Annotated in this window: 15 protein-coding genes; 7 read left to right on the top strand and 8 right to left on the bottom strand. The window is 47.4% G+C overall.

The genetic code is table 11. The features are described 5' to 3' along the window. Positions 1-81: 81 nt before the first annotated feature. From H3H32_RS28300 to H3H32_RS28290, 3 genes are all read left to right on the top strand, one after another. Positions 82-930: an N-acetylmuramoyl-L-alanine amidase family protein gene (locus tag H3H32_RS28300; protein WP_182464506.1), complete on the top strand. Its 849-nt coding sequence runs from the start codon at positions 82-84 to the stop codon at positions 928-930. Positions 931-1,100: 170 nt separating this feature from the next. Then, positions 1,101-2,093, top strand: a complete 993-nt coding sequence (locus H3H32_RS28295; RefSeq protein ID WP_182459092.1) for an MlaD family protein — start codon at positions 1,101-1,103, stop codon at positions 2,091-2,093. 107 nt (positions 2,094-2,200) lie between these two features. Further along, positions 2,201-3,811 (top strand): acyl-CoA carboxylase subunit beta, encoded by a 1,611-nt coding sequence (locus H3H32_RS28290; RefSeq protein ID WP_182459091.1) that lies wholly within the window; start codon positions 2,201-2,203, stop codon positions 3,809-3,811. 64 nt (positions 3,812-3,875) lie between these two features. Here H3H32_RS28290 and H3H32_RS28285 read toward each other — a convergent pair whose 3' ends face one another. The 8 genes from H3H32_RS28285 to H3H32_RS28250 form a co-directional block, all read right to left on the bottom strand. Next, complete coding sequence (locus tag H3H32_RS28285; RefSeq protein WP_182459090.1) at positions 3,876-4,319, bottom strand: c-type cytochrome; 444 nt, start codon at positions 4,317-4,319, stop codon at positions 3,876-3,878. Between the two features lie 11 nt (positions 4,320-4,330). Next, positions 4,331-4,918, bottom strand: a complete 588-nt coding sequence (gene gldD / locus H3H32_RS28280) for a gliding motility lipoprotein GldD (protein WP_182459089.1) — start codon at positions 4,916-4,918, stop codon at positions 4,331-4,333. A 111-nt stretch (positions 4,919-5,029) separates the two neighbouring features. Then, complete coding sequence (locus H3H32_RS28275; protein ID WP_182459088.1) at positions 5,030-5,320, bottom strand: hypothetical protein; 291 nt, start codon at positions 5,318-5,320, stop codon at positions 5,030-5,032. A gap of 132 nt (positions 5,321-5,452) precedes the next feature. After that, positions 5,453-6,232: a TIGR00266 family protein gene (locus tag H3H32_RS28270; protein WP_182459087.1), complete on the bottom strand. Its 780-nt coding sequence runs from the start codon at positions 6,230-6,232 to the stop codon at positions 5,453-5,455. Positions 6,233-6,353: 121 nt separating this feature from the next. Next, positions 6,354-6,653 carry a hypothetical protein gene (locus tag H3H32_RS28265; RefSeq protein WP_182459086.1) on the bottom strand — a complete coding sequence of 100 codons (300 nt, stop codon included), beginning with the start codon at positions 6,651-6,653 and terminating at the stop codon, positions 6,354-6,356. A 25-nt stretch (positions 6,654-6,678) separates the two neighbouring features. Beyond that, positions 6,679-7,041 (bottom strand): four helix bundle protein, encoded by a 363-nt coding sequence (locus H3H32_RS28260; protein WP_182459085.1) that lies wholly within the window; start codon positions 7,039-7,041, stop codon positions 6,679-6,681. A gap of 62 nt (positions 7,042-7,103) precedes the next feature. Further along, the gene (gene gltX / locus H3H32_RS28255) at positions 7,104-8,642 is read right to left on the bottom strand and encodes a glutamate--tRNA ligase (protein WP_182459084.1); all 1,539 of its coding nucleotides are present in this window, start codon (positions 8,640-8,642) and stop codon (positions 7,104-7,106) included. Positions 8,643-8,752: 110 nt separating this feature from the next. Further along, the gene (locus tag H3H32_RS28250) at positions 8,753-9,118 is read right to left on the bottom strand and encodes a Rid family detoxifying hydrolase (RefSeq protein WP_182459083.1); all 366 of its coding nucleotides are present in this window, start codon (positions 9,116-9,118) and stop codon (positions 8,753-8,755) included. Positions 9,119-9,312: 194 nt separating this feature from the next. Between H3H32_RS28250 and H3H32_RS28245 the strand changes: the two genes are divergently transcribed. The 4 genes from H3H32_RS28245 (at position 9,313) to H3H32_RS28230 (ending at position 13,896) form a co-directional block, all read left to right on the top strand. Then, positions 9,313-10,464: an App1 family protein phosphatidate phosphatase gene (locus tag H3H32_RS28245; protein WP_182459082.1), complete on the top strand. Its 1,152-nt coding sequence runs from the start codon at positions 9,313-9,315 to the stop codon at positions 10,462-10,464. Positions 10,465-10,763: 299 nt separating this feature from the next. After that, positions 10,764-11,606 carry a hypothetical protein gene (locus H3H32_RS28240; protein WP_182459081.1) on the top strand — a complete coding sequence of 281 codons (843 nt, stop codon included), beginning with the start codon at positions 10,764-10,766 and terminating at the stop codon, positions 11,604-11,606. 75 nt (positions 11,607-11,681) lie between these two features. Then, on the top strand, positions 11,682-12,257 hold the full coding sequence (locus H3H32_RS28235; protein ID WP_182459080.1) for an RNA polymerase sigma factor: 576 nt from the start codon (positions 11,682-11,684) through the stop codon (positions 12,255-12,257). After that, entirely contained in the window at positions 12,238-13,896 is a 1,659-nt protein-coding gene (locus H3H32_RS28230) for a porin family protein (RefSeq protein WP_182459079.1), read from the top strand. Before H3H32_RS28235 ends, H3H32_RS28230 begins: the two co-directional genes overlap by 20 nt. Positions 13,897-13,899: the final 3 nt, after the last annotated feature.

Here is a 13,899-nt window from a genome sequence, read left to right as displayed (position 1 = left end):
ACAGTTATCCTACCTATTGCTTTGAGACGATTTCGGCTGTTAAATATTATTAAACCCATGAACCTGCCGGCTCCCGGAATAATGACAACGCTGGTTTTGGCAGTAGTTCCTCTACTCGCCTTAACTACGCCCGATTTTTTAGTTTCTGAGCTAAAACAGGACACCATTCGCCGGGTTGGATCTCAGGATACCGAAACAACTTCGTCGACGAGTAATGCCCCCAACCAACTCCGCACTATTGTGCTGGATGCGGGTCATGGGGGTAAAGATCCTGGCACACATGGTCGTTATGCTAAAGAAAAAACGATCAACCTAAACCTAATTCTGCAATTAGGGCGGAAAATTAAGGAGAAGCATCCAAATGTTCGGGTTATTTATACGCGATCATCCGATCATTTTGTTGATTTATATGAGCGTGGTGCTATCGCCAACCGAAATCGGGCCGATTTATTTATCTCTATTCACTGCAATGCCAGCCCATCGAGTAGCCGGGTATATGGTACCGAAACGTACACGCTGGGCTTACACAGAACCCAAAGTAATCTGGATGTAGCCCGACGTGAAAACGCGGTTATTCTGCAGGAAAAAAATTACCAGCAGACCTATAAAGGATTTGACCCCAACTCGCCTTTAGCGACCATCATGCTGGCTAATTACCAACATGCGTTCATTGAAAGTAGTATTAATTTTGCCGAAAAACTGGAGCGTAGCTTTCGGTACAACGCCAGCCGAAAAAGTAATGGCGTTAAACAGGCTGGTTTTATTGTACTCTGGAAAACAACGATGCCCAGCGTACTGATTGAAAGTGGGTACCTGACCAATCCTGATGAAGAGGATTATTTACGATCAGAAGAGGGCCAGGATGAAATGACCGACGCTATTTATAAAGCATTTCTACGCTATAAAGAAGAGATTGAAGCAGGAGGGTAGGGAGTTGCGCAATAGATTGAGTTGGGCAGGTATACGATATACTTAGAGTACATAACACAGGCGCTTCACTAAATTCCTGACTTTTCGGGACAAATGGACTCAAAAGTTGGTTATACGTCTAACCAATCTGGTTGGTACAGCCCAACGGGCGGTTCACCTTCACACAACGCATGAAAGTTTCGCAGGAAGTAAAAGTAGGTTTATTAGCTGTCGTCTCCCTGGCGATGTTCTACTTTGGATTTCGATTTCTAAAGGGTTCGGATTTTTTTAATTCAACAAATAAATACCGGGTTGTTTATGATAATATCGATGGATTAGTGCCTTCTAATCCAGTCAGAATCAATGGCTTATCGGTAGGGCGGGTTAAATCCATAGAAATTTTACAGAATAAAGGGAATAAGCTTCTGGTTACGGTAGAGCTTCGAAAAGACATTCGCGTTACACAAGGAACAAGAGCTATTTTAGTCGATGACGGTTTGTTGGGCGGTAAGTTGATTCAACTAACCATAGATCCTCAAAAGCCTGAACTCGAAGACGGTGGCATGTTACTGGCTGTTAAAGAAACGGGCTTGTCGGCGCTGATTAAGGAGAAAACACTCCCCGTTCTGAACAATGTAGATTCGCTGACCTACCAGTTGAACCGTGTTGTTAGTCAGTTTGATCAAACAGGTGTTATGCTGAATCAGACGTTGAAAAGTGCCGATGCTGGTGTGAAAACACTCGATTTAACCATTGCCGAAAATCGGGCCGGTCTGAAAGCAACGTTGGCCAGTGTAAGCCATTTGGCCGCTTCATTGGTCGAAACCGAGAAGCAACTCAAGCCCATTCTGGCCAAAGCCGATACCTTCGCCGATTCGCTGCAAGGCTTGCAATTGAAGCAAACGCTTGGCACGGTAAACAAAACGGTCGAAGGGTTACAACGGATTTTGACCGATGTCAACAACGGACGCGGTTCGTTAGGTAAACTGACTTCCGACGAAGCACTTTATAGCAACGTTAATAAGACCGCTGCCAGCCTGGAAAAACTGTTAACCGATCTGCGTGAGCATCCTAAACGGTACGTACAGTTTTCAGTCTTTGGCAAGAAAGAAAAACCGTACGTTGCCCCGACGGCCAGCACGACCATTACAACCGTTACTCCTGCGGATTCTGCTAAAAAGTAGAGACCGGTCCGTCGGTGCGGCAATCTCTTTGCGTCTCTTATGCGCTAGCCAAAGCCATCCGGTCAGGAGACGCAAAGGGTTGCGTCTCTACATATAATTCCCAATGTATGCAACCTCTTCTCGACGAACTCGCCCAACGAACCGCTCAAACTCAGCTTGGTGGTGGCTCGAAAAAAATTGAAGACCAGCATCGGAAGGGTAAACTGACCGCTCGCGAACGGATTGCTTATCTCACCGATCCAGATAAGCCGTTTGTTGAAATTGGCCTATTTACCGGCGAAGGCATGTATGCCGAGCACGGTGGTTGCCCGTCGGGTGGAGTGGTCGTAGGAATTGGGTATGTGTCGGGCCGACACTGTGTTATTGTAGCTAACGATGCTACGGTAAAAGCCGGGGCCTGGTTTCCAATTACGGCGAAGAAGAACCTCCGCGCGCAGGAAATAGCGATGGAGAATCACCTGCCGATTATCTATCTTGTTGACAGCGCTGGTGTTTATCTGCCCTTGCAGGATGAGGTTTTCGCCGATAAGGAACACTTTGGGCGGACATTCCGCAACAACGCCCACCTCTCGGCAATGGGTATTTTGCAGGTGGCGGCCATAATGGGCAGTTGTGTGGCGGGTGGCGCTTACTTGCCCATCATGTCTGACGAAGCGTTGATAGTTGAGGGAACTGGCTCTATTTTTCTGGCTGGACCCTATCTGGTAAAAGCGTCTATTGGCGAAGATGTCGATGCGGAAACCCTTGGTGGCGCTACGACCCATACCGATATTTCTGGAGTTGTCGATAACAAGTACCCAGATGACAAAAGTTGCCTGGATGCGATCAAGCGAATTTTCGATAAACTTGGCCATCACGAAACGGCAGGTTTCAATCGCGTTACACCAGCTCTTCCCGCTAAAGATCCTGAAGAAATCTACCAGATTTTACCTTCCGATCGTGTAAAACCTTACGATATGCAGGAAATTGTGGATAGACTTGTGGATAACTCGGAGTTCGATGCGTATAAACCCGGTTACGGTCAATCACTCTTGTGCGGTTATGCTCGAATCGATGGGTGGGCCGTGGGAATCGTAGCGAATCAGCGTAAAGTAGTAAAGGCTAAAGGTCGAGCGGGGCAGCCCGTCGAAATGCAGATGGGTGGGGTTATTTACGGCGATGCTGCCGATAAAGCAGCCCGATTTATTATGAATTGCAACCAGAAGCGGATTCCCTTAGTGTTTTTGCAGGACGTTTCGGGCTTTATGGTCGGTAGCCGCGCCGAACAGGGCGGTATTATTAAGGACGGTGCCAAAATGGTGAGTGCTATGGCTAATTCTGTAGTGCCGAAGTTTACAGTTGTTATCGGAAACTCGTATGGCGCGGGCAATTATGCCATGTGTGGGAAAGCGTATGACCCACGCCTGATGCTTGCCTGGCCTACGGCGAAAATGGCTGTTATGAGTGGAGCATCGGCTGCTAAAACACTACTTCAAATTCAGGTAGCAGCTCAGAAAGCGAAAGGCCAACCCATGACACCTGAGGAAGAACAGGCTCAGTTGACCAAGATTACAGACCAATACAACGCGCAACTATCGCCTTACTACGCAGCTGCACGTCTTTGGGTCGATGCCGTTATTGACCCGCTTCAAACCCGACAAATTCTCTCCGAAGGGATTGCCGCAGCCAACCATGCGCCTATCACGAAATCTTTCTCGGTGGGCGTGATTCAAACGTAAGAGTTTGTTTCAGGTTCAAGGTTTCAAGTTTATTGGCTGGAACCGTGAACCTGAAACAGAAAAACTATTTCCCCCGTGCGGTCTTAACTTCATCGGCTGTAATAGCGTCGGCCTTGTTGCCAAAACTGCTTCGTATGTAGGTCAATACGTCAGCAATTTGAACGTCGGTTAGAAAGTCATGAGCAGGCATAGCATTGTCGTACATATCCCCTTCAATCTCCTGGCCTTGTAAGCCTTTCAGCAATACATTGATGAGTCGGGTTTTGTCGCCTAGGACCCAATCGGTACCACGTAGAGGTGGGTTTAGATTCGGTACGCCAGAGCCATTTGTTTGGTGACAGGTCAGGCAGTTTTGCTCGTAGATGAGCTGTCCCGGCGATTTAGTCGCTACGGCAGCAGGTTTAGGGGGAGCCTTAACTGCGGGTTTCCTGGTTTGCGCATTAGCCGCTGAAAGCGCAAATAAAGCCAGGATCAATGTCCGGCAAATCGTAAATCGTAATTCGCTCATCGTAAATCAATTTACTTTCTCCATTTCAGGGTGTTCAACAGATGCAATATGTCTTTGCGAATATATTGAATAACGGGTTGCAGTGAGTCGTTTTCAGTTGCGGTGTTGAAGTACAGTGCTCCGCGTAAGAAATGCTTCGTTGAATCCGTCGTGATAAACTGCACCTGGCTGGGCACCTCGCCCGACAGGTCAATAACGCTTGCTTCCAATCCTGACTTTAAGCGGAGTTTTTTCTCTTCAATCGCATAGGCTTTTATGTTGTGCCGAGCCGCGAGTTTGTACGAATCGTCAAGCATAGCCCGCAAGCGATTTACGTCATTATTGACAGGTTTATAGGTTAACTGGACACTGGCATGGTACGCTGGGTAATTAATGAAAATCCAGTCTCGTTCTGCTTTGGCAAAGGTATCCGGTAAAATTCGGGCAATGCTGTTATATTCGAACTGATAGGGATGCGTGGCCTCGAGGAGTTTGTAGCTTGGTGTGGGCAAGTCGAAACGAGGGAATCCCTTTGGTTTCGGAACATAATTGTCGGCTGAATTACTGCCACAGGCAGCCAATACCAGACCAATAAAAAGAGCGAGTGAATACCTAAGCATGAATGAGAAACAGTCTGGTTGTCGTAGTGACAATCAATCAGATGACATAACAACGCAAAAGCCCGGCGTTTTGGTGCTGGGCTTTTGCGTTGATGTAATTCGGGTTATAAATCAGACGTTTACGTCTTCTAGTTCTTCCTGCCGTACAGGCTGGCCCATCAATGTTGCAAACCGATTGATGTTGAACGTGGGTTCAAACCAGACTTCACCCATAACCGGATGTTTTACGGGCACGTCGGGATTCTTAATCTCGTTCAATAAAATACCCGTTTCGCCGGTAGTATGCCGTTTTACCTGACGAACCGTATACATTTTATCGCGTTTAGGGGTTTGTACGCCAAACTCCGCGTAAAACGCCAGTACAGGGGCTGCAAAATTGTCGTTAGTGCAAATAACTTCCATATTTCTGAACCGGGATTTATCAGATTTTAGTGATTAACATGATTTTGAGAGAAAATGTCCCGGCAGTCAAATAATATTTGACTGCCGGGACATTCAAGAAAATCAGTCAAATCAAACAAATCCCGGTTCAGACTAATCCTCAAACAGATTACCCAACTGACCTAACACAGAGCCGCCTTCTTTATGGCTTTGTGCGCTGCCCGGCGATAACCGCTGAACCAGCTTAGAAATCGGCATCGACTGAATCCAGACTTTACCCGTACCGCGTAAAGTAGCCAGGAACAAGCCTTCGCCACCGAATACCATACTACGCAGGCCACCTGCCCGCTGAATATCGAAGTTGATACTTGGTTCGAAACCAACAACGCAACCCGTATCGACCCGTAGCGTTTCGTTATTGAGGGTTCGTTCAATCACAACGCCACCGGCATGAATGAATGCCATGCCATCACCTTGTATTTTTTCGAGGATGAAGCCTTCGCCACCGAAGAAACCCGCGCCCAGTCGTTGGTTAAATTGAATACTCAATTTTGTGCCAAGGGCTGCACACAGGAAAGCATCTTTCTGAACGATGAGTGTATTACCATATACATTTGCCAGATTGACGGGCATAACCGTACCCGGATAGGGAGCCGAAAAAGCAACTTTACGTTTCCCAACACCCCGGTTCGTGAAATGTGTCATGAACAACGATTCGCCCATAACCATACGCGACCCAGCCTGAAGGAGTTTTCCCAGAAAACCCTGATCGGGTTGCGAACCATCCCCCATTTTGGTTTCGAAGGTGATACCGTCTTCCATAAACAACATGGAGCCAGCTTCGGCAATAACGGTTTCGTTGGGGTCGAGTTCGATTTCTACAATTTGGATGTCTTCACCAATGATTTTGTAGTCGATTTCGTGAGAGTACATACTGAGCGTTGTTAGTGGTTATTTGTAAAGGAAAACTACACAAACCCCCGCAATTCACGAATAGTTTTTCTGATAAACGGCACAAAAAAAGCCCGACCGGGCATTTTGGCAGGTCGGGCTTTTAGCGCTGGTTAATGTCGTCGGGCAGATCGTTATCTGTCTCATCGAAGAGTCGATCATCCTCATCCTCTTTCTCATCAGGTTCTTGATCATCCGGCGTGGAATCGCCTTTCAGATTCAGATCTGTGCGATGGCGAAGTTTTTTATCATCAACGGTTTTGTTCAGAAACTGATTGATCCGGTCGATATCGAAACTCGTCGTGATTTCGCCGAATGAGTTAATCTGAATGTCGAAACCTTCGAGTTCTTTATGAACGCGAGGTTTATCGTTTTCATCGGGATTCGTTTTTTTCTTTGCCATGATTAAGGGATATATGATGTATGGCTTAAACGCGATTTTGTTTCTTGGTCAAGATAATACTCTTGATGATTTTAAGAAGTGCTTCGGCATCAGCATATATGGAATGGAATTGTTTTTCGTCAAGATAGTCTGTTGCGTTTAACAACTCTAGCCAATAACATGTTTCGTCGCATTCTTTCTGAGCAATCCCAAACTTGTGAATAAAATCGGCGTCTGATTCCGCATTATAGCCTTCGCGGATATTTGCTCCTACTGAGGTTCCACTTCGCAGCAATTGCTTACTTAAAACGGTTTCTCTCTTGGTTTTTCGGAGGTATTGCTCTAGCCTAATTATGCGTATGGCAAACGCAAAGCTTTTGTCTTTCGTAATATTCGTTTTTTGACTCATCTGGTATGATGTATGTTTAGGTGGGTAATTTGGTCACTTAAACATACATCATATATCTGACATCATACATTCACTTTCAATGTCTCCAACGCCTTCTCCAGCCGCCCTACCGTCTCATCTTTGCCGATGATTTCCATCGTCAGCATCAGGTCGGGACCAGCGCCTAAGCCGGTGAGCGCCAGTCGCATAGCCTGCATGATTTTTCCCTGCTTAATGCCTGCCTGTTGCATGGCATCCGACAGGGTGTGTTTGATAGTATCAGCCAGGAAGTCGCCCTCAAATGATTGAAGCGCGTCGCGGAAAGCGGTTACTGCCCGAACGGCATCATCATTCCATTTCGCCGTAGCAATGGCTTCATCATACGAAGTTGGTGCGTTGAAAATGGTGCCAGCCTCCGTAAAAATCTCGTGAGCAAAATTGACACGACCTTTCAACAGCGCTACGATCTTCTCTGCTTTTTCAACCGAACAAACAAAGCCAGCGGCTTCGGCCTGCTGCTGAACCGTGGGGGCCAGATCCGCATCTGAACGTTGGCGAATGTACTGATGGTTGAACCACTGCGCCTTTTGGATATCGAACCGCGCTCCCGCTTTATGAACCTGCGCAATGTCGAAACTAGCAATCAGTTCGTCCATTGTGAAGAGTTCCTGCTCAGTGCCAGGGTTCCAGCCAAGTAAGGCCAGGAAGTTGATCGTGGCTTCGGGTAGATAACCATCTTCACGGAAACCTTTTGCCACCTGTCCTGTATTGGGGTCAGTCCATTGCAGCGGAAAAATTGGGAAGCCGCCCAGATCAGCGTCACGCTTACTGAGTTTGCCGTTGCCTTCAGGCTTAAGCAATAAGGGCAAGTGGGCAAACTGGGGCATGGTGTCTTCCCAACCTAAGTACCGATACAGCAACACATGGAGCGGGGCCGAAGGCAACCACTCTTCACCCCGAATTACGTGCGTAATGCCCATCAGGTGATCATCCACAATGTTAGCTAGGTGATAGGTTGGTAACCCATCCGATTTCAATAATACCTTATCATCAATGGCCGATGAGTGCACATTAACCCAACCCCGGATGAGGTCATTCAGCCGAACTTCTTCTTTGCGGGGTGTTTTCAGGCGAATTACGTGTGGTTCACCAGCATCGATACGGGCGCGAACCTCATCGGGTTTCATGGTCAATGAGTTGCGCATTTTTGTCCGGGTAATGGCATTGTATTGCGCGGCAGGAGCATTGGCTTCTTCAAGCTGCTTGCGCATGGCATCCAGTTCTTCCGCCGTATCGAAGGCGTAATAGGCTTTACCTTCGTCGATGAGCCGTTGGGCTTCTTTCTGGTAAATTTCCCGACGTTCCGATTGGCGGTAAGGCCCGTGTGGGCCACCGACTCCCTGACCTTCGTCGATTTGAATGCCTACCCAACGGAGTGCTTCGAGAATGTAATCTTCAGCTCCCGGTACAAAGCGATTTTGGTCGGTGTCTTCGATCCGGAGGAGCATTTGGCCGCCCATTTTTCGGGCGAACAGGTAATTATAAAGCGCAGTGCGCACCCCGCCAATATGAAGCGGACCGGTAGGACTAGGTGCGAAACGAACGCGTACAGGAGTTGACATAATTTTGGGGGATGAGGGGGAGAAGAGGGACGAGGGGGAGGAAAAGATTACAGCTTTATGTTATTTCCTTTCCTCCCCCTCGTCCCTCTTCTCCCCCTCATCCTTTTTTATTAAATAGCAATAACAGAAATTTCAACGTTAACATCTTTAGGCAAGCGGGCAACTTCGACGGTTTCGCGAGCAGGTGGTTCGCTGGTGAAGAATTGGCCATATACTTCGTTAATAGCTGCGAAGTTGTTCATGTCCTTCACGAAAATGGTGGATTTGACAACGTTGCTATAATCCAGACCAGCGGCTGTCAAAATAGCGCCGATGTTCTCCATTACTTTCAACGTCTCCGCTTTAATATCGCCTTTAGAGGCTAAGTCGATGGCAACCTGGCCAGAGACGAACAGCATTCCATTCGCTTTAACAGCCTGGCTATAGGGTCCAATGGGCTCTGGAGCCTGATTGGTATAAACAATTTGCTTGCTCATAGTTTTTAGTAGTGATTTGTCGATAGGAAGTAATCTTGCAACTGGCAATCAGGGCGAATTTATTACCCGCTTTTACTAATGTATAGTCTATCGACTGCCAAAGTTACCACTAAACCCCGGATGGCCGAAAATCGCTCCATTATCTTCGCTAAAAAACGAGTCTGACTCCTGTAAACCTATCTGATTGTTAGCTTATGTCTTCCTGGAAAGATTTTTTAGTAAATACAGCCACTGACGTTGAGACTCAGTTTGATCGGCTCAAAAGCCGACTTTCTGGACGACTGGATGCCGAAACACCGTATCGAATTATTTACTATCGTGGTTTTGGTGGGCCTGCTCCGGGGGCGGTTTGGGTGAAAGGCCGCGTTTTGCGCCAGCGAGATTTAAGCACACCCAGCGATCGGGATACGTTCTGGCAAAACTTACTGGCTACCTACCAGCGCTTTGATAGTGATGAAGTGCCGGATGTTACGGTGCGTGTCGAAGCGTTTGACCAGACGTACACGACAACCACTGATGAGAACGGTTATTTTGAGGTGACCATCCATCCACCGACCGACTTGGCTCCTGGTCGCGTATGGTTTCCGGTTCGGTATTCGCTGGATGGAATTATGCAGCCCGTTTCGGCAGAAGAAACGACTAACCAGCCGGTTGCGAAAGATGGGTATTTGATGATTTCGCCCCCGTTCAGCCAATTTGGGGTAATTTCTGATATTGATGATACGGTGCTCGTAACTGATGCCACTAACCTGCTTCAGACCGCCCGTCTGACATTCCTGGGCAACGCCTACACTCGTTTGCCCTTTGCCGGAATTGCCGCTTTTTATCGGGCGTTGCAGAGCGGAGCGGTTACGACGCTATTCAATCCAATTTATTTTGTGTCGAGCAGTCCCTGGAATTTGTACGATCTGCTGGTCGATTTTTTTCGAATTCAGGGCATTCCCAAAGGCCCGATTTTACTACGCGATTTTACCATATCGCCGTCGTTTCTCTCGTCGGAAGGACACCATACGCACAAACTGGCCATGATTCGAAAAGTGATGGACGTAAACCCAGAACTGCCCTTTGTGCTTATTGGCGACAGTGGTCAGCAAGATCCCGAAATTTACGCACAGGTTGTTCGCGAAAATCCGGGTCGAATCCGGGCCATTTACATTCGCGATGTGTCGGAAGATCGGCGGGACGAGATGGTTCGGGAGCTAATTCGAACAACAGCGGCCCAGAATGTCCCGATGTTGCTGGTAAACGATACGGTAGCAGCCGCCGAACACGCAGCCTCTCTGGGGTTAATTGACCCCGACACAATTCCTGAAATCCGGGCCGATCGTCGGGCGGATAAAGAATAACCAAGAGTTGTCAGGAAATGGTCAAGGGTAGTCAGAGATTGCCAGGAAATTGTCAAGATTGGTCAGATGATTGTCAGATATAGTAGTGAAAATACACTCCTGATCATTTCCAGCAACCACTTGACAATCATCTGACTACTCTTGACCAATCCTGACAATCACCTGGCTACCTCTGACTGCCCCTGAGTATTTCTACAAAACTTTTCATCGCTCACGCAACCCTTTTTCTATACCTCCCGTATTGCCCACTGAACCGGTTCAACTGTTCTTTTTTCTCACATTAAAACACAGTTGATAAAATGAAATTGTTCATTTATGCTAATCGTTTTGTGGTGCTGACTAGCTTCTTGATAGTCACGTTGCTAAGCTGCAAGGATGAAGAAAATCCGACTACCGTGGCTTCTGTAGAAGTAAGCACAACGACACTCGGTAAGGTATTAACCGGCGAAGGAGGTAAAACACTATACTTTTTTGCCCCCGACGTGGCGGGCGATGCAACCTGCTCGGGAACTTGTAGAGATAACTGGCCAATATTCTACCAGGAAAATCTTACGCTTGGCAAAAGCCTGAAAGCGTCTGACTTTGCAACGATTACTCGGGCTGATGGTGCCAAGCAAACGACCTTTAAAGGCTGGCCGCTTTATTATTTCAAGAATGATGCAAAAGCGGGCGATGTCGCAGGGGAGAATGTGGGCAATGTATGGATGGTGGCCAAGCCAAACTACACGGTTCAGCTTGCATCGCGCCAACTAGTTGGTAATGATGGTAAAAGCTATACATTTGATACGAAAGAAGGTACGGGCAATTCTATCTTTTTGACCGATAGTACCGGGCGTACACTCTATGCGTTTGCGAATGATAAAAAGAACGTTAACAAATACACTAAGGCCGATTTTAGCAATGATGGAACCTGGCCAATCTTCCAGGCTGCTACGCTCGGAGAAGTTCCTTCGGCGCTGAAGAAAACAGATTTTGCAACGATTACGGTTTTTGGAAAGACACAACTAACCTACAAAGGCTGGCCGTTGTATTATTTTGGTTCTGATAATGCACAACGAGGTAGTACTAAAGGAGTAAGTGTTCCAAGACCCGGCGTGTGGCCTGTAGTGAACGCTACATCGGTTGAGGCACCAAATCTATAAAGTTGATTCTGGTTGATAGGTGATTTCTAGCCATGAATAGTAAACTGTAAGCGATAACCCATAGATTGACTTGCTTTGTCCAACGCTCCTAACATACCGGCTTTAACCGACATTTTGGCGGGGTGTCTACGTAACCACCGGCGAAGTCAGGAATTGCTGTACCGGCAGTTTTATGGGTATGCTATGAGCGTTTGTCTGCGCTATGCACCCACTCGCGATGAGGCTTTGGAAGTACTGAACGATGGATTTCTGAAAGTCTTTACCCGATTGGAGCAGTATGACTCGGCGCAACCGTTTAAAGGATGGCTTCGGCGCATTTTGATTAATTCAGCTATTGACCATTATCGGCAGGAAGTGCGTCACCAGCACGAAGATGTTGATAAGGTTGCCCAGATAGCTGTTTCAGAAGCGGCCGATGCATTCAGTCAATTGTCGCACGAGGAGTTACTGGGCTTCGTTCAACGCTTATCACCGGCCTATCGGCTTGTTTTTAATTTGTATGTTATGGAAGGATTTACGCACGAAGAAATTGCCACACAACTTGGCATTTCGGTTGGTGCGTCGAAATCGAACCTGGCTCGGGCGCGCGAAAATCTGCGCCAACTATTGAAACACATAAACTACGACGAGTATGCCAGAGCTAACCGATGACCAATTGGACGGGCTCTTCAGAAAGTCGGTTGAAGAGTTCGATACCCCGTTCGATCCGGCAGCCTGGCAGGACATGAAAGCCCGCCTGGATGCCAACGACCGCACCACGCCCAGCGGTGCATCAAACTGGAAAAACCTGCTCCGTTGGGGCTTGCCGGTTGCGCTTCTGTTACTACTGACGGGTAGTAGCTTGTTTGTTTATCATAAAGTGAAATCTGGGAATAAAGTTATCGCATCAAAAAAGATAACAGATTCTAAATCAGTATTGACGAGCACAGCTAAAGGAGTGTCGCAGGCCGAAACACCCCGATTGGCCAATACGGAATCAGCAGAAACAAAACCGGCGCGTTCTTCGGAACAACAGGTTGATGAAGTTGAGCAATTGGCTGATCGGGGAGAGACGGCAAGGGGGCCAGGTAGTTCAGAAAATCGCGTTGATAAATCTACCGCCAAGGTTACGGAACTGACTTCGCCTGAGAGAGTTAGTGCGATAAAACGTACTGAAACGGAATCGTTATCAAGTAAGTCATTAAATAATCCTAAAGCTCATGTTGCAACAAAAGCAGTAACATCGGCGTACAGGCAAAAGGAAACAAATAACAAGCCTCGGACAAATCGTTCTCGGCTTGCCCAAAAATCCTTGGTGACCGATAACGCAGACATACTGACGAATCGCTTAGACCAGACAGCTTCGTTCGAAAATAGAAGTGTCTTGTCAAATCGGAAACGGCGTAACACCCGGCAAAATTCGGTTGCTTTTCCAACAGAAGGCTATGCGTTATCGTCTACTCCGTCGTTTAAGAAACGATCTGTAGTAAAAGAACAAGAGCCCGGCACACCGGATGGTGCCTCTACCGAAAATAAGGTAGTTGCTGCTGAGTCGAGTGAGACTACTACTGGAGTATTACCAGACATCAATGAACTGGCAAGTCGGCCAGCGCATTGGCCAAAGTCGCTAACGTTTACGAATCGGCCAGTTGAAGCAGAACCTGAGCCTGTTTCTCAACAAGCTACACCGAAGTTGCCGCCCATGCGGGGCTTAAGTGTTCGATTTGTAGTTGCCCCCGATTTGAGTACAGTTGGCTTGAAAAACTTTGATCGTCCGGGTACAAATATTGGCTTACTCCTGGAGTACCGGATAGCGTCTCGGTGGAGTATTCAGGCTGGCGTGATTAAAAGTACAAAAGTCTATAAAACCTTGCCGAGCGAGTATACGGCACCATCGGCCTGGTGGCAACCGCCTATGAAATCGCCGGATATGGTCGATGGTCGTTGTAATATGTTCGATATACCGATCAATATACGTTACGATGTTGCCGTAATCCCTCGTCTTGATGAGCGACGATTGCCAACTCGCTGGTTTGTCAGTGCTGGCGTAACCAGTTATATCATGAAGCAGGAAGATTATACCTATACGTACCCTCCGCATACGTATAATCAGCCTACGCAATGGAGCACCAGTACGGGTGGCTATGGTTTCAGTAATTTAAACCTATCGGTAGGCTACGAACGCTCCATCAGCCGACGATTATCCTGGCAGGTTGAGCCATTTATGAAAGCACCCTTACGAGGAGTAGGTTTTTTTAAAGTCAATTTATTGAGCACCGGCGCGTTTTTTTCTCTCCGCTATAAATTATGATGT

Origin of the sequence: Spirosoma foliorum (assembly GCF_014117325.1) — a bacterium.
In the GTDB taxonomy this organism is placed as follows: domain Bacteria; phylum Bacteroidota; class Bacteroidia; order Cytophagales; family Spirosomataceae; genus Spirosoma; species Spirosoma foliorum.
The sequence above is the reverse complement of the archived record's forward strand: the minus strand, read 5'-3'. Positions and strand labels throughout refer to the sequence as shown.

Excerpts from the sequence above, each read along its gene's own strand:
- H3H32_RS28260 (WP_182459085.1), bottom strand. The coding sequence starts at position 7,041 with ATGAGTCAAAAAACGAATATTACGAAAGACAAAAGCTTTGCGTTTGCC.
- H3H32_RS28250 (WP_182459083.1), bottom strand. The coding sequence starts at position 9,118 with ATGAGCAAGCAAATTGTTTATACCAATCAGGCTCCAGAGCCCATTGGA.
- H3H32_RS28265 (WP_182459086.1), bottom strand. The coding sequence starts at position 6,653 with ATGGCAAAGAAAAAAACGAATCCCGATGAAAACGATAAACCTCGCGTT.
- H3H32_RS28300 (WP_182464506.1), top strand. The coding sequence starts at position 82 with ATGACAACGCTGGTTTTGGCAGTAGTTCCTCTACTCGCCTTAACTACG.
- H3H32_RS28275 (WP_182459088.1), bottom strand. The coding sequence starts at position 5,320 with ATGGAAGTTATTTGCACTAACGACAATTTTGCAGCCCCTGTACTGGCG.
- gldD (WP_182459089.1), bottom strand. The coding sequence starts at position 4,918 with ATGCTTAGGTATTCACTCGCTCTTTTTATTGGTCTGGTATTGGCTGCC.
- H3H32_RS28245 (WP_182459082.1), top strand. The coding sequence starts at position 9,313 with ATGTCTTCCTGGAAAGATTTTTTAGTAAATACAGCCACTGACGTTGAG.
- H3H32_RS28230 (WP_182459079.1), top strand. The coding sequence starts at position 12,238 with ATGCCAGAGCTAACCGATGACCAATTGGACGGGCTCTTCAGAAAGTCG.
- H3H32_RS28240 (WP_182459081.1), top strand. The coding sequence starts at position 10,764 with ATGAAATTGTTCATTTATGCTAATCGTTTTGTGGTGCTGACTAGCTTC.
- H3H32_RS28285 (WP_182459090.1), bottom strand. The coding sequence starts at position 4,319 with ATGAGCGAATTACGATTTACGATTTGCCGGACATTGATCCTGGCTTTA.
- H3H32_RS28270 (WP_182459087.1), bottom strand. The coding sequence starts at position 6,232 with ATGTACTCTCACGAAATCGACTACAAAATCATTGGTGAAGACATCCAA.
- gltX (WP_182459084.1), bottom strand. The coding sequence starts at position 8,642 with ATGTCAACTCCTGTACGCGTTCGTTTCGCACCTAGTCCTACCGGTCCG.
- H3H32_RS28295 (WP_182459092.1), top strand. The coding sequence starts at position 1,101 with ATGAAAGTTTCGCAGGAAGTAAAAGTAGGTTTATTAGCTGTCGTCTCC.
- H3H32_RS28290 (WP_182459091.1), top strand. The coding sequence starts at position 2,201 with ATGCAACCTCTTCTCGACGAACTCGCCCAACGAACCGCTCAAACTCAG.